Below are 23,635 nucleotides of genomic sequence, written 5' to 3' on the forward strand. Positions count from 1 at the left end.
AAATATTCCATAATATATCAATATCTACAACAGGATGATAGCACCACACATTCTGAACAATACAGTTAAATAATAACATAAAAATTCGGAATTTTAAATACTTTTTTTATAATTTTTCTCATATTGTACGACATAGATGCTGCTTGGTAATTTTCGCAAAGCTTATATTTTTTAGAGCAAAACCCTTGAACTCTTTTTTAAGACCTTTGACCTCCAAAATAGGCGCCATACTATACCTCCTCATAAAGTATTCTCAACATCTCCTGCATTTCCTCGAGGGTCAATTCTATGGTTTTGGCAGCATCCACCGCCTCAGCCAGTTTTTCTTCCACAATTTTCAAGCGCATCTCTTTCAATAGCTCTTTATTTTGAGCCGCCACAAAAGAACCTTTTCCTTGAACCGTTACAATATATCCATCATTTTCTAATTCTTGATACGCCCTTTTCGTAGTGATAACGCTTATTTGCAGTTCCTTTGCCAGGCTTCTTATGGAGGGCAGCATATCCCCTTCTCTCAGTTCCCCTCGCATAATCATATTTTTAATCTGCCTTGCAATTTGCTCATAAATTGGCTCTTGTGAAGAATTTGAAATAACGATATTCATGCCCGGGCAATCACTCCTGTATATTAACATATTAGTGTTTATATACAATATATACACTAAGAACAGTTTTGTCAATACTATATTCCTCAACACTTTTTATACCAAAGTAATCCTAAATTTTGGTAACCGTTATATAATTTTTATTTTCCTTTGCCTTATAGAGGGCCTTATCCGCAGTTACAAAGAATTGCTCTATATCATCAATATCCGCTCTTTCGTCAATTGAGGCTATGCCAATGCTTACGGTTATGCTGCATGTAACCCCTTCACAGCAAAAACAATGCCCCTCTACCGCCTTCCTTATGGCATCCGCAATATTAAAGGCTTCATCTATATTGGTTTCAGGTAGAGCCATCACAAATTCCTCTCCGCCCCAGCGAGCGATAACATCATCTTCTCTTGCGTTATTTCGCAGAATATCGGCAAACTGCCGCAATACAAAATCCCCCACAACATGACCGTATGTATCGTTTACGCTTTTGAAGTCGTCAATATCAATGAGAAGCAGCGAAAAAGGCGGTTTTATCTTGTTGTTTGCTACCCTTTTGTAAAAATACCTTCTGCTGTACAGGCCGGTCAGCACGTCGGTATATGCCTCTTTATACAGATTATAAACCAAAACTCCTAAACACACTTTGCTCACTATCTGAACTGTCATAATGAACATCCATATCAGGCTGTAATTTAAGGCGTACCTTTTGCCCATGAAAAGTACTATAAACCATGACGATAAGTCGGCCGATATTAAAACAACAACCAACTCATTGATTTTTCTCTTCACTAAATCCACCTTTTAAACCCCCATATTCTATATAGTACTTTACAATGTACTGGTCTATCCTCTGGCTTATTTTAAAAATAATTTCCTTACTCATATTCATTTCAATGGCGTTATTCAGTATATTTCTGGCTATTTCGATGCTGGTCTTTGTATCCATGTGACCACCCCGCCAATAACCATCATGCATAATTTTACATTATATATGGGCTAATTGGCAATTATAAAAATATACAACTTGCAAATTCAGATAAGCCGCAGAATTCGGTAAAGTAAGAGTATATAAGCTTGGGAGTGAACAAAATGGCAAACAAAAAAGAAATAGATAACAAAGCAATTGGTCAAAGGATACGTGATGAAAGGAAAAAACTTGGGCTTTCAAGAGAGGAATTTGCAGAAATTATCGGGCTTTCTGACTATTATGTTGGTCAGTTGGAACGAGGCGAAAGGCAAATGAGCCTGCCGGTTTTGGTGAAAATAGCAAACTGTTTACATATTTCTTTGGATTACCTCATTTTCGGTAAAATTTCTAATGCCGAACCTTCTGTTAATGAGCCTTGCGATAATTACACAAGCCAAAGTGATGAAGAGCTAAATGAGCTGCTTGGCAAGTGTTCTTCTAAAGAGCTTGAGCTAATTAAAAAGCTTATAAAGGTGATTCTTCCATATGTTAACATAGAATGATTTGTCCTACACAACAATACTCATGCGTTCGGTGCTTCTATTTTACAAAAGAATATTTTGAAAGTATTTCTTTATTATAATCTGCCCTTGGGTAATGGTTCCCCCTACTAAGCCCACTGCGTACTTTCACTGCCAAGTGGTCATCCGTTATCGGAGGCATTAAAAAGCTAAAAAAACAGGTAGGCGTTTTACCCTACCTGTTTTGGCAATGATACTATAAATTCCGTCCCTTCATTTATCCTGCTATTTGCTCGTATTGTCCCCTTATGTGCCTCAATAATGGCTTTGGCTATCGTAAGCCCGATTCCTGCTCCCCCCGTTAGCCTGTTTCTCGATTTATCAGCACGATAAAAGCGTTCAAAGATATATGGTAAATCCTCTGGCGAGATGCCTTCCCCGGTATCCTTAACGATAATATTAATCACATCGCCGCTATCTTCTACTCTAACCTCAACCCTTCCTCCCTCGGGAGTATATTTCACTGCATTGGATAAAAGATTTATAATTACCTGAGTTATTTTATCCTTATCAGCAAAAACGATCTCTCTCTGCCCATAAAATCTGATATCCAATCGCTTGTTTATAAAGTCCATTTCAAAGTTCTTGATAATATGTCGAATAAGCTCTGAAACATCAAAGCGTGTTTTGTTAAGGATAAGATTTTCACTTTCATATTTTGCCAGCTTTTCAAGGTCGCCTACCAGCCTGCTTATTCTAACAATCTCCTCATGGCAACTTTTAAGCCTATCAATATCAGGTTCCCACACTCCATCAATCATTGCTTCCATATGGCTCTGGAGCGTAGCAAGAGGAGTTCTCAATTCATGTGCTACATCAGCTGTAAGCCTTTTCCTCAGCATCTCCTGCTTTTCTAGCGTTTCAGCTAGATCGTTTATCGTCTTGGTAAGCTGAGAAATCTCCTTTATACTTGACTTCTCGGTAATTCTGTCCTGATAATATCCTTTGGAAATCTTGTGGGCAGCTTCAATGACCCTTGAAATCGGCGTACTCAATCTTTTTGACATAAATGCAGCTATAAACAGCGATAAGAAGAGGGAAATTATTCCTACGCCGACAAACAACCGATTTAAAGTATTAATAAAAGCAAGATCATTGTCATTAAAATAATACGGGCCGTAATATCCGATTTCAACCCTTCCAACTTCACTCAAATTATATGTGACAGGATATTTATCCTCCACATAACCCCCCTCCCAGTTTGGATAGCGGCTGGCCATATTACGAGCCATATGCTCGAGCATCTGCTGGCACAACCCATTGTTATGCGTCATCGCATCCCATATTACTTTCCCGCCAGAATCAACAACCTTTATTATCATACCCTGCTCCAGGGCATTTATACCAATATTCTCTATGACATCTGTATTCCATCTCCCACCCGGCTTATACTGCTGGCTGATCAGAAAAACAATTTCCTTGTTTTTTCGCTCTTGATTTTCTATAACATATTCCTTGAACTGCTTTTCAAGGAACAAGTTAGTGAGCACACTAGTCAAAAATACACAAACTATGACTACTGAAACATAAGATAAAGACAATTTAGTCCTCAAACTGTATTTCATATTATTCACCACCAAACCGATAGCCTGTTCCATAAACTGTTAAAATGTACTTTGGATTTTTGGGGTCCGACTCAATTTTTTGCCTTATATTCTTTATATGAGCATCGATGGTCCTGTCATAACCATCAAAATCATCTCCAAATGCCATAGATATAAGTTCCTCCCTTGTAAAGGTCTTATCGGGATATTTAATCATCGTCATAAGCAGCTTGTATTCACTGGGGGTCAAATTAACAGTGTTTCCATTCTTCTTTACCTCATATTTCAAAGTATCGATCACCAGATCGCCGTTATTAAAGGATATGACGCTGGATAGAGGAACAGGATCATCGCTCACTCTCCTTAATACCGCTTCAACCCTTGCCACCAATTGCCTCAGGCTGAATGGCTTTGTAACATAATCATCGGCACCAATATTCAATCCTCTTAAAATATCCTCTTCATCAACCTTTGCGGTCAGCATGATGATAGGTACCCTTGATTTCCTCCTTATCATTTGGCAAATCTCCTCGCCGGGTATATCAGGGAGCATTAAATCCAAAATGATCAGACACGGATTTACTTTTTCAAATTTATCCAAAGCATCCTTGCCGTTATATGCCACATCGACGGAATACCCCCTGTTTTCCAAATAGGACTTGACAACTTCAACAATCTTGACCTCATCATCCACTACAAGGATCTTTTTCACACTAGCAATCATTTTTTCCTCCTTGCGAGTAAATTCGTTGATGGATATAAAATATTATATCACCTACACGGTGGTTGCCACAAAAGATTCTTATCTCAATCGTTAAACCTTAAACAAAAAAGCTCCTCCTACAGGAGCATTATAGATTTCATCACCAACCGCAACTACAATATCCATTTTTTCATATTCCGCAACAGCCACCAGCACCTCTTGCAGGTCTGTACCTTTCGATTTCTTTCTTTATAGCATCCATATCGATATTATTTATATCATCCACAACCTTAACATAACCATTTAACATCCCCATCCAGCAACTAAAGGTAAAATCGCTCTCGGGGACAAATTGAAGCTCATTTTTCCCCTCTTTCAACGACACTCTTGCGTTGTATGCAGGGAAGATCAGCATATTGTTGCAAGTGTTTAATTGTTCCCCGTTGATTGTCCATATTGTTTGGATTCCCTTTTGAACCACAATAACCGCCGGTGAAAACCCGTAATCATTTACATCCATGCTTACATATTGCACGCCATCTTTAATTTCTCCTATGGCTATTTCATCGGTGGGTATCCTTCCGCCGGCAAATTTAGTGGCTTTTGAACCAGCCGCACAACATCCTCCACCGACTGCCCCTGATGTTGAGCCATCAGAATCCTGTATATCTTTTTTGGATACTTTACTGATATCCGATACTACCTTTATATTGCTTCTAATCATCCCCATCCAGCAGGTATATACTATATTGCCTTCTTCCGTAGGAGTAAACTCGATAATATTATCCCCTGGAACCAGTTCTTTCTGTATATTATATTTGGGAATGATCAAGGGATTATTACATCCATTCAAGTCTTTCTCTTCAACCCGTATTGTCCACCTTACCGGAATGCCTTTCTGGACGACTATGGGCGAATAACTATATGAACCAATTTGAGAAGTGACCACCTGCACATCTCCTTCTATTTTAGCAATATTTCCTGATTCAGATGAAGCAAAGGCAATATTAACTCCAGATAAACTCAACCCCCTGTTTACCATAACCACACCAAGAATTATTACCAGCATAGCGCTTACTTTCATCATCTTGTGTGTAAATCTTCTGCTCAGCAGCGAGCTGATGGCACCAAAGCCAAATATCAATGGTACAGTCCCAAGGCTGAATAGAAACATGGATGCTGCCCCCGCCACAAAACTACCCGTACCTAAAGCATAGATCTGCATTGCCTGAAGTGGACCACATGGCATTAGACCGTTCAGCAATCCTATATAGAATGGACCATATTTGCCCGCACCTTTGTAGATTTTATTACCAAAAATCCTGGGCATTCTGGGATTTAATTTCCTAAGCCATGGAAATACATTCAGCATATTTAACCCCATAATGACCATAAACACACCGGAGAGGATTGCCACAATCCCCTTTGCAGCACCGGAAAAGCTTATAACCGAACCCAGTGCCCCCACGATACCCCCAACAATGGTATAGGATACAACTCTTCCAGAATTATACAACAAACTGGGTTTAAGCCTGGAAAACTTACTCGAATCGCCGTCCTCAGATTTATAGGAAACACACTGGGACAGGTTGATTCCACCGCACATTGCTATACAGTGTAGTGAAGTCAACAAACCCATTACAAAAAGTATTCCGTATCCCATTGACTGGTTGACCTCAGGTACAAAATTAAAGCCAATTGTGTTCTTTATAATAAAATAGAGAGCAAACAGGATAATTCCTATACCCAGAAACTGGTTTACAGTCATTTTATCTTCAGATGCTTTCTTTGCATCGGTTCCTGATACAATCTGTTCTCCTGCTTTATTTTTTACCTGGTAGTGCAGTTTTTCTATAGCCTCAATTATTTTATCCAGGCTTACCACATTTGCATCATAGGTAACATAAACGCTGGAACTGCTGAGGGTAGCCCTAACATCTACTACACCTTCGAGCTTCTTTAAAGCATTCTCTATTCTCATTTCACAGCTTGTACAGGTCATTCCTTCTATTTTTAGAATTTTACGTATCAACCCCTGCTTCATCGTTGCATACCTCCATACACAAAATTATCCAGAAAGCATTTTATACTTTTATTTTGCTTTTTATACAGTTTAATTGTACCACTTAAATATGAAAATTTTATGAAGATCGGCGATTCAATTAAATATTAAGAAGGCTTAAATGGAAGTCGCGGGGTTGCTTTTCACAAGATATTCACATTTACCTGATATAATAAACGATGTGGATAATACCGCCATATTATTGTCTTTGGTATGACCTATGTATATAGTTCAATACAATAGTTTTATGGAAAGGTGGTACCTCATATGCTTAAATGGATTAGAAAATTTCTTCAAAAACTAGCCAAAGAAAACAATGAGGTCTTCCATGGTCAAAGGCTGGACTGCTGTGATTTAAACCGACAAAATAATGCACAAAAGAAGTATAAGAAATAACAAAAACCATTTCAGACAAACTCTACCCAATCAAAAAGACGGCCCTTTCGGGCCGTCTTTTTATCTAATTGAGCACTCGTCTTGCGCCCACATACCGCCTGCTATAGGCAGAAGAGTTCAGGTTGCTTATACATATGGCTTTCTTGGCACTGGATGATGCGTGTATAAACTGTCCACCGCCTATATAAATTCCCACATGACTCGGGTTGGAAAACAGCACTAAATCTCCAGGGGCCAGATTTTGCCTGGACACCGGTACGCCCACGCTGCGCTGCCCGTAAGCCGTTCTGGGAAGGTAGATTCCAAAATGCCGGTAGACATAATAAGTGAATCCCGAACAATCAAAGGCATTGGGGCCTTCTGCACCGTACACATACGGCCTACCCAGATACTGCATGGCAAACGCCACCACATCGCCGCCCCGCGCTGACCCTCGGCCTGACTCCGACGAGGGCACAGCAGGCTGAGGATAAACCGGCGTGACAACCCTTGAACGTACCTTGGTGCCCTTCGCCACTATCCTCTTGACAGGCTCTTTTATGACCTTTTCCTCAAGCACCTCACGCTTGACCTCTTTACCGTTTTCCTTGGTGATCAGTAGATAAACCTCTTTTTGGCCCTTTTCTCCCTCTTTGATAACCTTGGTTTTACCCTTTTCCAGGTTATTATCCATCTGTATCTCGGTTTCAAAAGGAATCTCCTCAATATTCTTCTGCCTTTCCTTCGTTACCACCGTGACCAGTTGCCTTTCAAGCGTAAGCTTGATCTTATCCCCTGGGCGCAGATTATCTATATCCATCCCGGCATTGGCCTGCTCTAAAACCGAAAACGGTATGCCGTGTGCCCTGGCAATTGACCAAAGCGTATCCCCTTCTTTTACCTCATACTCCTTAATCTCTTCGGTACCCTGCTTGAGGATAGAGATAGCCTTATCCTTATCCACAATCTGATTAAATGGGACTATCTCTTCATGATAGGATATGTCTTCTTTAAAGAAAGCTTCCTGCAGCTGGCTATCCCCGCTCTGCTGTATGGCCTGCACATAAGCATTCTTAATCTCTTCAAGGACTTCTTGCGCAACATTCAAGTCCTTGACATAGCATACTTTTTGGCCATTGACAGCCACTGCATAGGCATTGGTCTTAACAACTATGGCCTGCTCTATGGCCTGGGCCAATTCATTTTCAGAACTAATTTTCACATTGCCCGTTTCAGCTTCTTTAAAACGCACGCTGGCATCTACGAATACTCCATCGCCATAGCCTTGAAGAAGCTTTTCTACCACATCGTCGTATATTGCCAATCCCTTGGCTGCAGATTTTACAGCCCCCACCTCTTTTCCGTCCACCATCATTATAAATGAAGGTGTTGGAATATAGCCTGCTACAGCAACCTCATCCCGCCCTACCCATACAAAACCGGTCAAGCAGACCACAACCCAAATGCCCAGCAGCATCACCGATGTAACTTTAAAATTTTTCATAAAAAATCCCTCATCTTTCAATAATACTCGTCCATTAAAAGTTTATCACAAATATTACAAAAATATTACAGAAATTTATATTCTATAAAAAATAAAAAATTCCTGCTTCCAAATGAAAATTTTAAAAAAAATTAAGCCCTTCACCTATCTTCCCTGCACAAAGCAAAAGAAGAAGGTGAAGGGCTTTTAAATTCTGATTGCAATAGCCTGAATAACCCTTACTTGATCATCTTAAACACCCCAGTTATACCAATCCTACAGACTGATTGGTGAGTAGTTCCCCCTTGACTATAATCGGTTCCAATTTGGGATTTTGCGGATGCTCTATATTGTAAATAAGCAATTTTGCTGCTTCCCTTCCTATTTTATCGGTATCCTGGCGAACGGTAGTCAATCTCGGAGAAATAAGGCGGGAATATACGACGCCATCATATCCGGCTATAGAGATATCGTCAGGGATTTTCAAGCCCGCCTCTTGAATGGCTTCTATAGCACCAAAGGCCGATACGTCGTCAGGAAGCAAAATACATGTAGGTCTGTCCTCCAGCTGTAATAGTTTTTCGGTAGCTTTTTTAGTGGTGTAAGGATTTGTATATAAGCTCTCCAGCATGTATTCCTGTCTCACTTCCAACCCCAGTTCCCTTAAAGTGCTTACATATCCTTCTATGCGCTGCTGCGTGACATAAGAATCTGTGCCATGAATAAAAGCAATCTTTCTGTGTCCCATAGAATACACGTAGCGAACTAGTTCGGCCATGTCATTCCTGTTGTCGGACAACACGCACCCGCATCCAGGAAATATATAATCTATGCTAACAACGGGCACATCGCTCTTGGCAAGCTCCTGCACTTCGTGGTCATTGGGATCAACACAGGCAATACAAACCCCCTCAATGCCTCTAAACTTACAGTTCTGTAGCAGGGTTATAGTCTGCTTACCCCATCGCTTGTGGATAAACGTAATGTTATAACCATTTTCCTCCGCTTCACTTTTAAAACTGTTGAGTACATGAGAAAAGTACAAATGAGTAAGCCCATTATTCTGGTCGTCCACAAACAAGATACCCAGAGTAAAAGTACGATTGGTTTTGAGTGCACGGGCATGGGCATTGGGAACATATCCCAGTTCCTTTGCAGTCTTTAACACTAAACGGCGAGTTTCTTCACCAACGTCTTTGTATCCATTCAACGCTTTGCTCACAGTGGATACAGACACGCCGCATTTTATAGATATATCGCGAATACTCACCATACTTAACCCATCCCCATCCCAGCATTATAAAACCATACAACAATTTTTACTGATACACTGCATTCTGCCAGTTTGCTACATATCTGTAGTTTTATCCCATAAAATAAACATAAAAATAAATTGTTCGAAAACGTTTTATAATTTTTATTAGCTATTTAAAGAGTAACATATAATTATTGTATTTGTCAATATATTTTTCAGAACGTTCCTCGAATAGGTGTATCTCAGATACTATGCATTGTCTTACTTTGGTTTTTGTCAAAGTTAAATTGTAAACTCTTGTTATCTTTATACGGGCATGTTAAAATTTAAGCAAATCGTAAAGAGTATTAAACACAGGCAGTAATTATTTCATTAAATTAAAATTTACATGAAATGAAGGCCAACGTATTTGTTGGAATCCACTGGGTAAAGTATGTAAATGTATTAGCCTACTATATAAAGAAATTCTAAAGAAGGGGTTGATTATGGCACTCAGACTGCCTCGACTGATAAGTGACGGCATGGTATTGCAGAGGGACAAAAAGATAAAGATTTGGGGCTGGGCTTTGCCGGATGAAACTGTAACGGTGAATTTTATGGGCAAATCGTATAGTACCGCGGCTGACGCCGAAGGAAAATGGGAGGTACTGCTGCCCAAATTACCAGCAGGTGGGCCCTATTCAATGGAAATAACAGCCTCCCAGCAACGTATTATCATAAAAAACGTATTGATTGGGGATGTTTGGATCTGTTCAGGGCAGTCAAACATGGTTATACCCATGGAGAGGGTAAAAGATGTTTATGAGGATGAGATAGCCAATTGCGATAATCCTTTTATAAGGCAGTTTACAGTTCCAGACAGATACGATTTTAAGGGCCCCAGAGAAGATCTGGATGGTGGCAGCTGGGAGCCGTTAAATGCGGATACCGTCCTGAGATTTTCGGCAGTGGGATATTTCTTTGCAAAAGCGTTGTTTGCAAAGTACGGCGTTCCTATAGGTTTGATAAAAGCCTGCGTTGGCGGAACGCCGATAGAAGCGTGGATGAGCGAGGAGGCTGTAAAACAGTTTCCCGGGAATATGGAAGTAGTTGAACAGCTCAGGGTTGATGGGTATATAGACAGCATAAAGAAAATGGAGGAAGCCAAAGTAAGTGTCTGGTTTGAAAACATAAACAAAAACGATAGGGGGATCCAAAAAGGCCAACTGCCATGGTTCGACCCAGGATATGATGCCTCGGATTGGCAAACGGTGAAACTGCCGGCTTCATGGAAAGAAATGGGACTGGATTCTGTGAAGGGAGCGGTATGGTTCAGAAAGGAAATCGATGTGCCTGCTTTTATGGCTGGCAAACCTGCAAAGCTTTATATGGGTACGATAGTGGACAGCGATTGGACATACATCAACGGCGTTTTAGTAGGTTCCACTTCATATCGTTATCCTCCAAGAAAATACGAGGTTCCCGCAGGTCTTCTCAAAGCAGGTAATAATGTAATTGCCTTAAGGGTTATAAGCAACGACGGTAACGGCGAATTCATAAAGGGCAAGATATACAGGCTTTTCAGCGATGGTCAGGAAATTAACCTGGAAGGAGAATGGCGGTGCAGGGTGGGAGCGGCAGTGAACGAACCGTTGCCGCCTGTAACCTTCTTTCAGTATAAGCCGACAGGTTTGTTTAACGGCATGATCGCGCCGCTTTTAAACTACGGCATCAAAGGCGTTATATGGTACCAGGGCGAATCCAACACCGATAATCCAAAAGGATACAGCAAGAAGTTTTCTGCCATGATAGCGGACTGGAGGAAGAAATGGGGACAGGGCGATTTTCCGTTTCTTTATGTGCAGCTGGCAAACTTTATGGAGGCAAAAGACCAGCCTTCTGAAAGCAAGTGGGCCGAGCTCAGGGAAGAACAGCGAAGGGCGCTGTGCCTTCCCAATACGGGCATGGCCGTTGCCATTGACCTTGGGGAATGGAATGACCTGCATCCGTTAAACAAAAAAGATGTGGGAGAAAGGCTTGCCCTACTTGCCCGAAAGCTGGCATACGGTGAAAAAGACCTTGTGGCTTCAGGCCCACTTTATAAATCAATGAAGGTGGAAGGAAACAAAGTGATAATTGAGTTTTCAAATACAGGCAGCGGATTGATTGCAAAAGGCGGCGGCGAGCTAAAGCACTTTGCAATAGCCGGCAGGGATAAAAAGTTTGTATGGGCAAAGGCGGTCATAGAAAATGACAGGGTCGTAGTTTGGCACGATGATATTCCAAATCCCGTTGCAGTACGGTATGCATGGGCCGATAACCCGGAGGGAGCCAATTTATACAACAAGGAAGGTTTGCCGGCGTCACCCTTTACCACCGAAGAATAAAATACGGTTTAAACTTTCTACCTAAGTTTTGTACTAACAAATGGAGAAAATAAGTAACATAACAAAAAAGGGCTGCGCTTAAATCTTTTGCGACAGCCCTTTATCTTTAATCCACTTGCTGCCTTAATATTTCGACAGGCATGACTTTTGCTATCTTTGCCCTTACTAAAAATCTTAAAAGCAGAAATACAACAAGGAGTATTATAAATGTTGATAGGACGCTATTTATGCTCAAATCAAGGCTCATGGCAAAATCAATGTCCTTTGTCGCTGTATTCATGAGGCTATCCATCGTTAATTTTGAAAGAGGAATCCCTGTTATAAATCCAGCCAAAAATGATATATAGTTAAAACCAAGGACCATTTTAAAGATGCTGTTTTCCTTATAGCCCAGCATTTTCAAAATCCCTATGTTCTTTTTGTTCTCATTGATAGTTAAAGTAGACAGAACATACACAATCAAAAGAGCAAGAATTGCCGCGATAAGCGCCATAACCCCTATAGTTTTCGACAGGTCTTCAGCCGACGCCTTTATTGTAGTGAGAAGCTCGGATTTTGTATAACTTTCGAAAACCGAACTTTCCGGGATGTCGATTTTTTCTTTTGAAAATATTCCAACGTATTCACCGCTGTCATACCCAAAAAGCCTGTTAAAATTTTCAAGCTCCATGTATCCATTATTACCAACAGGAAGATCAGCCACTTTGTATACTTTTAAAGTATATTCTTGGCCTGTAAACTTGTTCTTTATTTTAATCTCATCTCCCTCATTTACCCCAAGCTTATTTGCAAAAGGTTTTGATATAATAAGCTGATCTGAAACAGAAATTTCATTTCCTCTTTCATCATAGAGCTTTATCATATCCGAATTGCTTTTAATGCCGTAAATCATAATGCTTGCTTTTGTGCCTTCAACATCAAAAGCCAACAGGTTGTAAGGCTCTGCAAAGTCTTGCAGGTTAATTTCAGGATGTTCGGACGTAGAATTCAGCATATAAAGGTAGTTGTATCTGAAATTCTCATTATAAGCTTTTTCAATTGCTACGATAATAGAGTCTTTTGCTGTCATTCCATACATCATAAGTATTGTTGAAAAAAGTATACCCACTATTAAAATCAATTCTCTTGCAAAATGTCTCCATCCATACTTTAGCATTATCCTTGTTTTAAATTCAAACCTATCGAAAAACTTTATTGTGGGAAGCTTGCCAAATTTTATTTCATCAATTCCATGAAGCATCTGAACAATTGTCAGCCTGAAAAAGTTTCTAAGAGCAAAGTATCCTGAAAGAAATATGAATATTGCTGGAAGCAGTAATGCAACAAATACATGCTGCCATGGGAAGAAACTTGTCAGCTTTGGCAGAGTAAAGTATGACCTATAAAACTCTGCAAAGGGGTACGCCTCAACATATCCAAGCAAAATACCAATAACCGAACCAAAAAGCCAAATATAGAGTGGAAATCTCATGAAAACTTTAAAAACATCTTTTTGCGTATATCCCATTGAATAGAGTGTGCCGATCTCTGCGTGCATGGTGTTTATTACCCTCCGCATGACAATAAAAAGTATAAACGATGATACAATAATTATAAAAAGGCTGATAGGCAGAGTAATTCTCTTTGCGTTTTCTACCTTCATCTCTGTGTAGATTATCCTTGGATTTTGATCCCTTTCAACAAATTTTAAAAGTCCCCAGTTAGAGTTTATAAAACCCTTGAAATCCTCAATATTATCTACTTTTCCTTTGTAGCTATAATAATGTACATGAGGAGCAGGAAACAGCTTTTGCACATCGCTTTTTAGCATCATAACAACGCCAAAGTGCTCGGGGTCCGGGAGGAAATCCTGGTCGTTTTTGATAATGTAAATATAGTCAGGAAGATATCCAATTCCGCTCACTTTGAACTTTTGACCCGAAATGGTTATCTCGTCATTTGTTTGATACTGATGAGCTTTGAAAAAGCTCGGGTCGAGCAAGACTTCGCCCTCTTCTGGCATCTTTCCTACTCCTATATAGGGCTTGTTTATTTTGTCTGAAATTGAAAATATTCTCAAAGTAATACCATCTTGCTGAGTCTCATAAAAAAGCCTTTCTTCAAGGTCGATTTCAAACTTGTCTTTCAAAAGGCTTTCATCTACCTCTTTAGATGTAATAAAATACCCATCTTCCTGGACATAATCTCTTTTAAACATCTCATAATTTCTACCTATATCCTCCATTGATACAGCAAAGAGGGTATACGTCATTGATGCGATTGCCACAAGCAGTATAATAGAAAAAAATTGCAAAAAATCTCTTTTTATAGTCCTTAAGGGGATTTTTTTAATTACCATCACCAGGTCACCTCCTGGGCAGAGATTTTCTGAGAATTTTCCGAAAATTCAACAAGCCTGCCCGATCTTAATCTCAGTGTCGCATCAGCCATTCTTGAAATAGCAAGGTTGTGGGTAATGATTAAAATAGTTGTGCCAAACTGCCTGTTAACATCTTCCAGAAGCTTTAATACAAGTTTGCTGCTTTCATAGTCGAGTGCGCCTGTTGGTTCATCGCACAGAATCAGCACAGGGTTTTTAACAACAGCCCTTGCAATTGCTACTCTTTGCTGCTGGCCGCCAGATAGTTCAAATGGAAATTTGTCTCTTTCAGAATATACGTCCATCATCTTCAATACCATGTCAACATCCAAAGGATTTTTGCTCAAAGCCGCACTTGCCAGCACATTCTCGTATACCGTAAGCCCATTTATGAGATTATAAAACTGAAATACAAATCCAACATAATCCCGTCGGTAGTCAGCAAGTCTTCTTTGATCCATTGCTGTTATCTCTTTGTTATCCACAAAAATTTTACCCTCCTCTGCCCTATCAAGCCCTCCAAGAATGTTAAAGAGGGTTGTTTTGCCCGAACCTGAGGGACCGATCACAGTGTAGATTTTTCCTCTTTCAAGCTCAAAGCTGACCTCATTTAATGCCCTGGTTTCATTCTTGCCCAACCTATAGATTTTTGAAACCTTTTCGGCTTTTACAAACATGGATTTTCATCTCCCTTATTTAATCTTCATTATTCATATAATATATTATGACTAATCAGTCATATGACTGTCAAGTCATATCTTAATGCTCATCTTTTGCCAATTCCTTCTTTTAAAAGTTTTACAAACTGAGAAAGGGCATCCCTAAAATAACTTATATCAAGATCGAGAGTCGTTGATGATTTGCTCAGAGCCTGTTCGATTATAAACTTCTTCATATAAAAGCTCGCGCCTTCCAAAAATATTCCAATCAATAAGGGTTGTATATCGTCTCTTATATAACCTTTTTCTTGATTGTATTTAATGATTTCTAGCAGAAAATCTCTTGATTGTTTTAAAAATTTTTCGTTTATCTCACCTTTAAAAGGTGAGTCATGTGAAAAAAACGCCCTTTCAAGAAGCATGTATTCATTCCTCAATTCCTTCATTGCAAGCCATACGCCTTCGAGTGAGTTTTCGTAATAATCTAATATGTTGGTATGCGCCACGTCCAGCTTTTTAAGCAATTTCAAAAACCTATCATAGGCAACCTCCAGAGCATAAAAGTACATCTCCTTTTTGTTCTCAAAGTACTGGTACATGCTCCCCTTTGCGGCATTGCTTTCTCTGGCAATCTCAGACACATCAACATTATAATAGGGTTTTTGTGAAAAATGCTTTATAAGCGCCTCTGTGATACGCTGTCTTTTTTCATCTGGAAGATTGAAAAATGTCTGCTTTGGCATCGATATCACCTCAAGATTATTATGACTTATTGGTCATGAGATGTAAAGATCATACTTTTTATCAAAAAGTGTTGCATTTAACCGAGTCTCCGCATGTAAAAAATAGGCAATTTAATTACATATATTACCAAAAGGATTTTTGAATTTTTTGTCGAATATATATCCCCTGTAGAAAGATGCAGGGGTGATTGTGAATGGATATAAATGATGTTAAGAATATTGTGGCATACAATGCCTCCAGCATACCAGTATTGTTTGAGATGTGCCGTATTGCAAAAATAGCAGAAACTGTCAATGATATGGTAGAATGGAAAGTCGATAATTCCAAGGTTTCGCCAGGATTCTTAATAGAAGTATTGATAGTAACCATAATGCATAGGAGACAGCCTTTATGGAAAATTGAAGAATACTGGAGGAAACAAAAACTTGAATTCATGTTAGAGGGTAGCGGTATCACAGTAGAACAATTAAACGACGATGCATTTGCTCGTGCTTTAGACAAACTGCATACAGTAAACATGAAAGAGCTTGTCAGTCGTATATGTCTTAACATGTTAAAGGCTCATAATTTGACTATAGAGAGCCTATATTTGGATACAACATCTATTTCTGTAGAAGGGTTGTATGAAGGGGATGAGGAAGACGACTTTATAATCTGCTATGGTTACAGCAAAGATAATAGGCCTGACCTTAAGCAATTCAAGATAGGGGCAGCAGTACAGCAGAGTGGACTTCCTGTAATGGGTCAGCTTTTATCTGGCAACAAATCAGACCGTGAATGGAACCCAGAGGCGATAAAGGAGATGAAGGTATTTTTTGAGGGGCAACAATATAGAGATATTATATTTGTGGGGGATTCAGCGACTGTATCTTCATATGAATCGCTAAGGCAGTTAGAGGGAATAAAGTTTATATCACGTTTACCAGAGAATTTTTCATGTGTTTCGGAGTGGAAAGAGAAGGCATGGCAGGGAGTAAATTGGGAAGAAGTAGGAACATTAAGTGAGTCTTCACGTAAAGATGCAGCAGAATACAGGATTTATGAATTTGTGGAAACTATAGATGGGAAGCCATATCGATTTGTATTAGTACATACAAATTCGTTGAGGGAGCAGAAGATAAAGACATTGCAGAAGCGGTGGGAGAAAGAGAAGAGGGAGCTTGAGAAAGAGGCTAAGAGTATAGGCAAGAGAGCATTTGCATGTGTTGAAGATGCAATGCGAGAAAGTAAAGCTTTTATAGAGAAAGTTAAGTCAATGCATTACAATGTAGAAGCCCATATAGAAGAGGAGGTTAGTCGGAGGTATAGTAGAAGAGGGAGGCCTGGTACGGAAGACAGTTACGATGAGACGGTAAGCTACTACGTAAAGCATACTATAGGAGAGAGGGATGATATGGCATGTGAAAAAGACTTATTTATGGAATCGACATTTGTTCTTATTACTTCAGTTATGGATAGAGAGAAATATCCTGGAAGGAGGATACTGGCGGAATATAAAGGGCAAAGTTCAATAGAGCAGGCATTTAAGTTTTTAAAAAGTCCAGTGTACTTAGGGCCAGTATATTTGAAGAAACCTGAGCAAGTAGAAGCGCTGGGATATGTATTTATACTTGTTTTACTGATAGCGAGTTATTTAGAGTACAGAGTAAGGAAGGCATTGAGGGAGAGGGGAGAATATTATATTCAGCCTAATGGTCAAAAATCGACTCGACCATCGGTTAGGACTATACTTGAGGTATTGGAGACAGTATTGGTTATATATTTCAATGGTGATCTGTATTTGCCAAATGATACTTCACCAAAGATATTGAAGATGCTAGAATGGTTGGGATTTAGTCCTGACATTTACACGAAAAAGATAAATCCCATTTTTTAACATGCGAAATGTGGGATTTAATAACATTTATTCCTTATTTCTTGTAAGGATTTTTAAAATAAAGTTGGTTTCGAATAGGGGTAAGGTGAAAGGAAAAAGGTATAAGGTTGCATTTTCTATTGTCTTTTTTCAGTCTTATTTCAATCAATATATCGTTTTCAATCCCTTTAAAATTAATACCTTTAGCCTTATTACTTTCCCCTTAACCCTTCCTTCCAAAAAACAAACCCCGCAGCAAATGAAGATTTCTCCTGCATCTGCTACGGGATTTTGGAATGAACTTTATTTTTATAGAGCGAACTTTATTTTAATGGAGTCAACTTTATTTGAATTATACACAAACGGAATCACTTTTTTAGCATCTACTCAACCGTGACGCTCTTGGCAAGGTTCCTGGGCTTATCCACGTCACAGCCTTTGGCCACAGCCACATAGTACGCATACAGTTGAAGTGGTATGACCACCAAAACAGGCGCCAGAATATCATATACCCTGGGTATATATATTACCCTATCTGCTTCCTTTTCTATCTCGGTATCGCCTTCCATGGCCACGGCTATGACAAACGCACCCCTCGCCTTCACTTCCTTTATATTGCTCAATGTCTTTTCAAACAATCCCTTTTGGGTGGCCAGGGCAACCACAGGCGTACCTTCTTCTATTAACGCTATAGTACCGTGCTTCAATTCCCCTGCAGCGTAGGCTTCTGAATGGATATACGAGATTTCCTTCAGCTTGAGGGAACCTTCCATGGCCACAGCATAGTCCAGTCCCCTGCCCATATAGAATATGCTGCTGGCGTTGAATGTCTCATCCGCGCATCTCTGAATAATCTCTTTATCATCGAGTATCTCCTGAGCCAGCCCTGGCAATCTCTTTATCTCCTCAATTATCCGCTGGTATTCATCTGCTGATATTCTCCCCATCTTATCGGCAAAATCCAGCGCCATCATATACATGCATAAAAGCTGAGTGGTATATGCCTTTGTGGAAGCCACGGCAATCTCTGGCCCCGCCCAAGTATACACCACATGGTCAGCCTCCCTGGACACCGTGCTTCCCACCACGTTGGTGATAGCTATAACCTTGGCACCCACCTTTTTGCACATCCTCATGGCAGCCAGAGTATCGGCCGTCTCACCCGACTGGCTTATGATGATCACTATGTTATCCTCATTTATCAATGGATACTTGTATCTGAACTCCGAAGCGATTTCAACGTCCACCGGTATCCTTGCCAGCTTCTCAATTACATACTTGCCCACAACACCCGCGTGATATGCCGTTCCACAGGCGATGATTATAATCTTACCGGCCTTTTCAAGCTGCTCTCTCGTGATGTTCAAGTCGCTTAAGTTAACCTTCCCATCTACAATACGAGAAGTCATTGTATCCCTTAATGCCTTTGGTTCCTCATGTATCTCCTTTATCATAAAATGCTGGTATCCGCCTTTTTCAGCCGACTCCACATCCCATGTGACTTCAAACACTTCCTTTTGTACCTTTTTACCATACTGATCTATGATTTCTACTGCATCCCTGCGGACTAAAGCTATCTCCCTGTCTTCCAGCAGGTACACCCTTCTGGTATACTTCAATATAGCTGGTATATCCGAAGCTATATAGTTTTCACCATCCCCCAGGCCTATCACCAGCGGGCTGTCCTTGCGCGCAACCACCATACAATCGGGATGATCCTTAGCAATAACGCCCAGTGCATAAGAGCCCTCTATCTTGTCCAGCGTATTTCTAACCGCCTCTACAAGGTCTCCACGGTAATAATAATTGATGAGATGTGCAACCACTTCAGTATCGGTTTCCGATACAAAGACATATCCTTCCTTCTGAAGCCAATCTTTAAGCTTCATGTAATTCTCTATGATGCCGTTGTGGACTATTGCGATCTCCCCGGACTGATTGGTATGGGGATGTGAGTTGATATCGGAAGGTTCGCCATGGGTAGCCCATCTGGTATGGCCTATTCCCAGCGTCCCCTGAAGCTGGTTGGGGTCTATCCTTTGCTCCAGTACCGTCAGCCTTCCCTTTGCCTTGCTGATATTTATACAATGGCCGTTATGGACCGCCACTCCAGCCGAGTCATAACCTCTGTATTCCAATCTCTTTAATCCTTCAAGTAAAATAGGCAAAGCCTGTTTGTCTCCTATATACCCTACAATACCGCACACCGCATACTCCTCCCATCACTACAAGCTATCACTACAGGCTAAAGTTTACATAAACCCGTTCCCTTTCAAATTATAGCTGCAACTTTACTCACATAAGCCAATTTTAAGAATAACCAAATCAGCCCACATCACACATATATGTTATCACATCGAGCACTTGAATACAATTTCTGAATTCAGATTTCTGCTCATCCAAAAACTCAAATAACCTCTAATCCTCTTGCAACTATGGCTATATACAGATGATCTCGGCAAAGTGCTTGCCCAAAACACTCACCACATCGCCATCTATCCGGTTATTTTTTACCTGCTCCCACATTATATCCATGGTCTCCTTCTCACCGTAACCCGCCCTGTACGGCCTATCTTCAGTTATGGCTCCCACCATATCAGCTACAGCCATTACCCTGGCCCCCAGGTCCAGTTCACCAGCAGTAAGGTGAAAAGGATAACCGCTTCCGTCCAGACGCTCATGATGAAAGGCAGCCCAGTCCCGCACCTTGTCCATCACATTCAGCCGGTTAATCAGGCAATAAGTATAATATGAGTGCTGTTTGATTACTCGGTACTCGCCTTCGGTCAACCTTCCCTGCTTGTGCAGTATGGTATCGGGTACAGCCAGCTTGCCCAAATCATGCAGCAGACCTGCTATTTCCATAAAAAACAGGTCTTGTCCCCTCATGCCGCAAAACTCAGCCAATCTTACGGCTATTGACGCTATGCGTTGGGAATGCTGTGCCGTAAAGGGGCTCTTTCTATCTACAATCCTTGCACAAAGATGAGAAAACTGCCGTATATCGTTGGCATTCATCTTAATATCCATTGAGGGAAAGCTGATGTGCTCCACCACCGGTTGATATTCATTCACGATATCCAGCCAAAACGACTCCTTTACAGCTAGATCGGTAAAAGCCTCGACCAGTCCGGGATTAAACATAGAACCTTTATAGCTCAAGATTGTATTCACGATGTCATCCACCTGTTCCAACACGAGCCTGCCAGGCTTGATCAGCACCTCGATTCTGTCGGCCAAATGGATGATTTGAGCCTCCAAAGGGACATCTACCAAATTGCTTTGTGTCTCAGAATAGTCGGTGTGGTGATAAAGAATGAAAGGTTTGATGCCTTTAAGTAGGTTTACCGTTTCAACCAGCTCAGCGCCATCACGGCAATGGGACCATAAAATTTCTCTATCCAAGCGGAATTCCCTCGCCTTTTCCTTCACCCTGAAAGACTCAATGCCTATGTCGTGCAGGTATGACGCGATTACAAGGTCAGTGGGGTCATGACCCGGCTTTACCTTTTCAAACAGCCGGAAGGCGATATATGCCACCCTCTGCCCATGGTGATGTGAACCCCTCTCCATGAGGTCAACGGCGCAGGCAAGCATCTCGGCAAAATCCAGAAGGTTAGCTGTAAACTCCAAAAAACTCACCCCACCCATTTTTATCTAACGCTCTTTAACAGCGTATCAAGCTGCTCTTTGGCCTGTTCCGGAGTGGTAGGTACTGTTATATTATAGCCCTTTTCTTTAAGGTGCGTAAATATGTCAACCAGGATAGGCGGTTCAAGGTGTGCCGCCTCCAATACATCCCTCTGGATAAACACCTCATAAGGACTTCCCTTTGTGACTATCTTGCCATCGTATAGCACGTACACCGTATCGGCTATATAGGGCACCAGGTTTACATCGTGAGTGGTAACGATCAGCGTGGTGCCATTTTCCCGGTTCAGCTGATTCAGCAGGTCCATCATCTCCCTTTTGGAAGCAGGGGCCAAACCGTCAAACGGTTCATCGAGTATCAAAAGTTTTGGCGACATGGCTATAGCGCCTGCCAGGGCCACCTTTTTCTTCTGTCCACCACTCAGGTAATGGGGTATCTTGTGCAGTATATCCTGGATCCCGATCCTCGTTGCGACCGCCATCACGCGCCTTTCTACCTCTTCCCTGCTCAGCCTCTCATTCCTGGGCGTGAAGGCAATGTCATCGTACACCGTTGGCCCTATTATCTGCTCATCGACGTTTTGGAAAACCATGCCGATGTTCCGCCGCACCTGTCGGAAATGCTTATGCGGCTGCAGCCCCATCACCTTTACCGAGCCCTCAACCGGTGCGAGCAGCCCCAATATATGTGAAAGCAATGTGGTCTTGCCGGCACCGTTGGGCCCCAAGATGACCACCCTCTCGCCCGAATGCACCACAAAGTCCAGCCCGCACAATGTCACCTGCGTGTTATCTGGATATATATGCTTTATGCATCTTACTTCTACAAGAGCCTCCACGCTATCACCATCCCAATCACGATAAATGCAGAAAGAACGATAACCACCCCGTCAGGGTAGCCCAGTTTCCACCATCTTCGCACTATTGGAATGCCGCCGTCATATCCTCTGAGCAGGTATATTTTGTACATTCTTTGGCTAATCTCAAATGAATGCAACAGAATCAATCCAACTGCCGCTGCCATATTTTTAACGTTCACGATCACGTTAAAAGGGTGGTACCCACCCCTTATCTTTATGCTGCGCAGCAGGCTGTCCACTTGGTCAATCAAAATAAAAAAAGAACGGTATGTAAATAAAAATATATCCACCAGCAGGCCGGGCAAATACGCCGATAAAAAGGCAAAGACCTCCACCCAAGGCGTGGTGGCCAGCAAAAACAGGGTCACAAGGGCAGCCCCCGTACCTTTGAATATTACCAAAAGCCCGGATGCCCACGACTCCTGAAACTTCAGCAGAGCAAAAAGCAGGCTGAAAAAAAACGGATAAAATAGCAGGTGCACTAGCTCCTTAAATTGCACCCTGGCTATCAGATGCAAAATCAACAGAATCACTATCAGTAATCCCAGCGCAAGGACATCGCCGCTGCCAATGACCGCCCCCAGCAGGCACAGCGTCATCAACAGCTTGGAGGGCACGCCTGCACGGTGAAATAAGCTAGCGCCGCTGCTGGCCATCTGATCTATTGCCGCCAAATGCACTCCTGATCCCTCCCCTACCTATCCTTATCGGACGCATGGTTTACTATATCCGGCCGTACCTTCATAAAAAATCTTATGACCAAAGCAGTTACTACGCTTTCTAATATAATGCCTAAAAACAGCACAGCCAGCACAGCAGCCCATCCCGCTAAGGCTATCCCTCCAAAACGGTACGCCGTATCCTCCCGATGCAGTCCCTCCTCCTGCCCGCCAGTACCATCCTCGGCATGGTTCTCTCCATGTAAAACGCCTTCCCCTGACTGTATATTTACCACTCCGATTGAGCTCAAAAACAAAATCATAAGCGCAGTAGACAACAAGAGGGCCACTGCCGTCGATACGATGGCTGAAGGTACGGCACCAAATTTACCCCTCAGCAGTCTAAAAGCAGCGCCACCAGCAAGCGCTTCAATCCCTATAATCAAGGTATTTAATCCCACAACCGAGATGCCCCCATGTCCCAAAAGGGCCAGGATAAAATTGACCACAAAAACTACCACAAACCCCAGGCCTGGTCCTACTAGCATGCCAGCCAGGGCAGCAAAGTTCATATGAAAAGGTATAAACCCCAGAGGTACCGACATGGTGATCAACATAACCGCCGCCATCATGGCCATCTCAGGTATTCTGCCCCGCACCTTCTCCGCGTCCACCCTTTTCAACACGGCAAACACCACAATCAGGCTAATCAGGTACCCTACTGCCCACCAGATGGCGGGAACTACTCCGTCGGGCAAATGAATATGGCTCATGGAAAGCCCTCCCCAGTTTCAAATTCCTTCGTAGCCCCTATACTCTCTAAGAACTAATTGCAAATAGTTTGCATTTGCTTTACCATTATATGCCTCGTCTTTTAGTTTGTCAAGTGCAGTACAGATTATAACCAAAAAAGCTCAATCAGTACAAATTACACAAAAATTTCGCTTATTTTTATCAAATCTTGCAATATACGAA

Annotated in this window: 20 protein-coding genes; 4 read left to right on the forward strand and 16 right to left on the reverse strand. The window is 41.5% G+C overall.

Translation table 11 applies throughout. The annotated features are described in order from the left end of the window. Positions 1 to 230: 230 nt before the first annotated feature. The 3 genes from KVG29_RS03540 to KVG29_RS03550 all read right to left on the reverse strand — a co-directional run bounded on the left by KVG29_RS03540 (position 231) and on the right by KVG29_RS03550 (position 1,543). Positions 231 to 605 (reverse strand): GntR family transcriptional regulator, encoded by a 375-nt coding sequence (locus KVG29_RS03540; RefSeq protein WP_252226587.1) that lies wholly within the window; start codon positions 603 to 605, stop codon positions 231 to 233. Between the two features lie 112 nt (positions 606 to 717). Then, entirely contained in the window at positions 718 to 1,395 is a 678-nt protein-coding gene (locus KVG29_RS03545; RefSeq protein WP_252226588.1) for a GGDEF domain-containing protein, read from the reverse strand. Further along, positions 1,367 to 1,543: an aspartyl-phosphate phosphatase Spo0E family protein gene (locus KVG29_RS03550; RefSeq protein ID WP_252226589.1), complete on the reverse strand. Its 177-nt coding sequence runs from the start codon at positions 1,541 to 1,543 to the stop codon at positions 1,367 to 1,369. The genes KVG29_RS03545 and KVG29_RS03550 overlap by 29 nt, the downstream gene beginning before the upstream one ends. 143 nt (positions 1,544 to 1,686) lie before the next feature. Here KVG29_RS03550 and KVG29_RS03555 point away from each other — a divergent pair, with 143 nt between their 5' ends. Next, entirely contained in the window at positions 1,687 to 2,067 is a 381-nt protein-coding gene (locus tag KVG29_RS03555; RefSeq protein WP_252226590.1) for a helix-turn-helix domain-containing protein, read from the forward strand. Positions 2,068 to 2,255: 188 nt separating this feature from the next. Here the strand turns inward: KVG29_RS03555 and KVG29_RS03560 are convergent, their stop codons facing one another. The 3 genes from KVG29_RS03560 to KVG29_RS03570 all read right to left on the reverse strand — a co-directional run bounded on the left by KVG29_RS03560 (position 2,256) and on the right by KVG29_RS03570 (position 6,376). Next, positions 2,256 to 3,650 (reverse strand): sensor histidine kinase, encoded by a 1,395-nt coding sequence (locus KVG29_RS03560; RefSeq protein WP_252226591.1) that lies wholly within the window; start codon positions 3,648 to 3,650, stop codon positions 2,256 to 2,258. 1 nt (position 3,651) lies between these two features. After that, complete coding sequence (locus KVG29_RS03565) at positions 3,652 to 4,353, reverse strand: response regulator transcription factor (RefSeq protein WP_252226593.1); 702 nt, start codon at positions 4,351 to 4,353, stop codon at positions 3,652 to 3,654. Positions 4,354 to 4,522: 169 nt separating this feature from the next. Next, on the reverse strand, positions 4,523 to 6,376 hold the full coding sequence (locus tag KVG29_RS03570) for an urease accessory protein UreH domain-containing protein (RefSeq protein ID WP_252226595.1): 1,854 nt from the start codon (positions 6,374 to 6,376) through the stop codon (positions 4,523 to 4,525). Positions 6,377 to 6,661: 285 nt separating this feature from the next. On the opposite strand from KVG29_RS03570, the gene KVG29_RS12585 reads away from it, so the two are divergent. Continuing rightward, the gene (locus tag KVG29_RS12585; protein WP_420840520.1) at positions 6,662 to 6,790 is read left to right on the forward strand and encodes an LDCC motif putative metal-binding protein; all 129 of its coding nucleotides are present in this window, start codon (positions 6,662 to 6,664) and stop codon (positions 6,788 to 6,790) included. A 64-nt stretch (positions 6,791 to 6,854) separates the two neighbouring features. Here KVG29_RS12585 and KVG29_RS03575 read toward each other — a convergent pair whose 3' ends face one another. Continuing rightward, positions 6,855 to 8,273, reverse strand: a complete 1,419-nt coding sequence (locus KVG29_RS03575) for a C40 family peptidase (protein WP_252226597.1) — start codon at positions 8,271 to 8,273, stop codon at positions 6,855 to 6,857. Positions 8,274 to 8,517: 244 nt separating this feature from the next. After that, positions 8,518 to 9,525 (reverse strand): LacI family DNA-binding transcriptional regulator, encoded by a 1,008-nt coding sequence (locus KVG29_RS03580; protein ID WP_252226598.1) that lies wholly within the window; start codon positions 9,523 to 9,525, stop codon positions 8,518 to 8,520. A gap of 467 nt (positions 9,526 to 9,992) precedes the next feature. Here KVG29_RS03580 and KVG29_RS03585 point away from each other — a divergent pair, with 467 nt between their 5' ends. Further along, a complete protein-coding gene (locus KVG29_RS03585) occupies positions 9,993 to 11,873 on the forward strand; it encodes a sialate O-acetylesterase (RefSeq protein ID WP_252226600.1) in 1,881 nt (626 codons plus the stop codon). Between the two features lie 106 nt (positions 11,874 to 11,979). Here KVG29_RS03585 and KVG29_RS03590 read toward each other — a convergent pair whose 3' ends face one another. From KVG29_RS03590 to KVG29_RS03600, 3 genes are all read right to left on the reverse strand, one after another. After that, the gene (locus tag KVG29_RS03590) at positions 11,980 to 14,211 is read right to left on the reverse strand and encodes an ABC transporter permease (RefSeq protein ID WP_252226790.1); all 2,232 of its coding nucleotides are present in this window, start codon (positions 14,209 to 14,211) and stop codon (positions 11,980 to 11,982) included. Continuing rightward, positions 14,211 to 14,909, reverse strand: coding sequence for an ABC transporter ATP-binding protein (locus KVG29_RS03595; RefSeq protein ID WP_252226602.1), 699 nt, complete (start codon positions 14,907 to 14,909; stop codon positions 14,211 to 14,213). The genes KVG29_RS03590 and KVG29_RS03595 overlap by 1 nt, the downstream gene beginning before the upstream one ends. Positions 14,910 to 14,998: 89 nt before the next feature. Then, complete coding sequence (locus KVG29_RS03600; protein ID WP_276576370.1) at positions 14,999 to 15,634, reverse strand: TetR/AcrR family transcriptional regulator; 636 nt, start codon at positions 15,632 to 15,634, stop codon at positions 14,999 to 15,001. A 194-nt stretch (positions 15,635 to 15,828) separates the two neighbouring features. On the opposite strand from KVG29_RS03600, the gene KVG29_RS03605 reads away from it, so the two are divergent. Beyond that, positions 15,829 to 17,511, forward strand: coding sequence for an IS1634 family transposase (locus KVG29_RS03605; RefSeq protein ID WP_252226606.1), 1,683 nt, complete (start codon positions 15,829 to 15,831; stop codon positions 17,509 to 17,511). Between the two features lie 362 nt (positions 17,512 to 17,873). Here KVG29_RS03605 and glmS read toward each other — a convergent pair whose 3' ends face one another. The 5 genes from glmS to KVG29_RS03630 form a co-directional block, all read right to left on the reverse strand. Then, positions 17,874 to 19,697: a glutamine--fructose-6-phosphate transaminase (isomerizing) gene (glmS, locus tag KVG29_RS03610; protein ID WP_252226608.1), complete on the reverse strand. Its 1,824-nt coding sequence runs from the start codon at positions 19,695 to 19,697 to the stop codon at positions 17,874 to 17,876. A 232-nt stretch (positions 19,698 to 19,929) separates the two neighbouring features. Next, complete coding sequence (locus KVG29_RS03615; protein WP_252226609.1) at positions 19,930 to 21,141, reverse strand: HD-GYP domain-containing protein; 1,212 nt, start codon at positions 21,139 to 21,141, stop codon at positions 19,930 to 19,932. Between the two features lie 2 nt (positions 21,142 to 21,143). Continuing rightward, positions 21,144 to 21,980: an energy-coupling factor ABC transporter ATP-binding protein gene (locus tag KVG29_RS03620; RefSeq protein WP_252226611.1), complete on the reverse strand. Its 837-nt coding sequence runs from the start codon at positions 21,978 to 21,980 to the stop codon at positions 21,144 to 21,146. Next, positions 21,965 to 22,681 (reverse strand): energy-coupling factor transporter transmembrane component T family protein, encoded by a 717-nt coding sequence (locus KVG29_RS03625; RefSeq protein ID WP_252226612.1) that lies wholly within the window; start codon positions 22,679 to 22,681, stop codon positions 21,965 to 21,967. Before KVG29_RS03625 ends, KVG29_RS03620 begins: the two co-directional genes overlap by 16 nt. 14 nt (positions 22,682 to 22,695) lie before the next feature. Then, a complete protein-coding gene (locus KVG29_RS03630) occupies positions 22,696 to 23,433 on the reverse strand; it encodes an energy-coupling factor ABC transporter permease (protein WP_252226614.1) in 738 nt (245 codons plus the stop codon). Between the last annotated feature and the right edge of the window lie 202 nt (positions 23,434 to 23,635).

It is taken from the genome of Caldicoprobacter algeriensis, from assembly GCF_023838525.1.
Classification (GTDB): domain Bacteria; phylum Bacillota; class Clostridia; order Caldicoprobacterales; family Caldicoprobacteraceae; genus Caldicoprobacter; species Caldicoprobacter algeriensis.

What these genes read in the sequence shown, in the direction of transcription:
- KVG29_RS03555 (WP_252226590.1), top strand. Translation starts at nt 1,687, where the DNA reads ATGGCAAACAAAAAAGAAATAGATAACAAAGCAATTGGTCAAAGGATA.
- KVG29_RS03570 (WP_252226595.1), bottom strand. Translation starts at nt 6,376, where the DNA reads ATGAAGCAGGGGTTGATACGTAAAATTCTAAAAATAGAAGGAATGACC.
- KVG29_RS03540 (WP_252226587.1), bottom strand. Translation starts at nt 605, where the DNA reads ATGAATATCGTTATTTCAAATTCTTCACAAGAGCCAATTTATGAGCAA.
- KVG29_RS03605 (WP_252226606.1), top strand. Translation starts at nt 15,829, where the DNA reads ATGGATATAAATGATGTTAAGAATATTGTGGCATACAATGCCTCCAGC.
- KVG29_RS12585 (WP_420840520.1), top strand. Translation starts at nt 6,662, where the DNA reads ATGCTTAAATGGATTAGAAAATTTCTTCAAAAACTAGCCAAAGAAAAC.
- KVG29_RS03560 (WP_252226591.1), bottom strand. Translation starts at nt 3,650, where the DNA reads ATGAAATACAGTTTGAGGACTAAATTGTCTTTATCTTATGTTTCAGTA.
- KVG29_RS03580 (WP_252226598.1), bottom strand. Translation starts at nt 9,525, where the DNA reads ATGGTGAGTATTCGCGATATATCTATAAAATGCGGCGTGTCTGTATCC.
- KVG29_RS03590 (WP_252226790.1), bottom strand. Translation starts at nt 14,211, where the DNA reads ATGGTAATTAAAAAAATCCCCTTAAGGACTATAAAAAGAGATTTTTTG.
- KVG29_RS03600 (WP_276576370.1), bottom strand. Translation starts at nt 15,634, where the DNA reads ATGCCAAAGCAGACATTTTTCAATCTTCCAGATGAAAAAAGACAGCGT.
- KVG29_RS03575 (WP_252226597.1), bottom strand. Translation starts at nt 8,273, where the DNA reads ATGAAAAATTTTAAAGTTACATCGGTGATGCTGCTGGGCATTTGGGTT.
- KVG29_RS03550 (WP_252226589.1), bottom strand. Translation starts at nt 1,543, where the DNA reads ATGGATACAAAGACCAGCATCGAAATAGCCAGAAATATACTGAATAAC.
- KVG29_RS03585 (WP_252226600.1), top strand. Translation starts at nt 9,993, where the DNA reads ATGGCACTCAGACTGCCTCGACTGATAAGTGACGGCATGGTATTGCAG.
- KVG29_RS03565 (WP_252226593.1), bottom strand. Translation starts at nt 4,353, where the DNA reads ATGATTGCTAGTGTGAAAAAGATCCTTGTAGTGGATGATGAGGTCAAG.
- KVG29_RS03595 (WP_252226602.1), bottom strand. Translation starts at nt 14,909, where the DNA reads ATGTTTGTAAAAGCCGAAAAGGTTTCAAAAATCTATAGGTTGGGCAAG.
- KVG29_RS03630 (WP_252226614.1), bottom strand. Translation starts at nt 23,433, where the DNA reads ATGAGCCATATTCATTTGCCCGACGGAGTAGTTCCCGCCATCTGGTGG.
- KVG29_RS03615 (WP_252226609.1), bottom strand. Translation starts at nt 21,141, where the DNA reads ATGGGTGGGGTGAGTTTTTTGGAGTTTACAGCTAACCTTCTGGATTTT.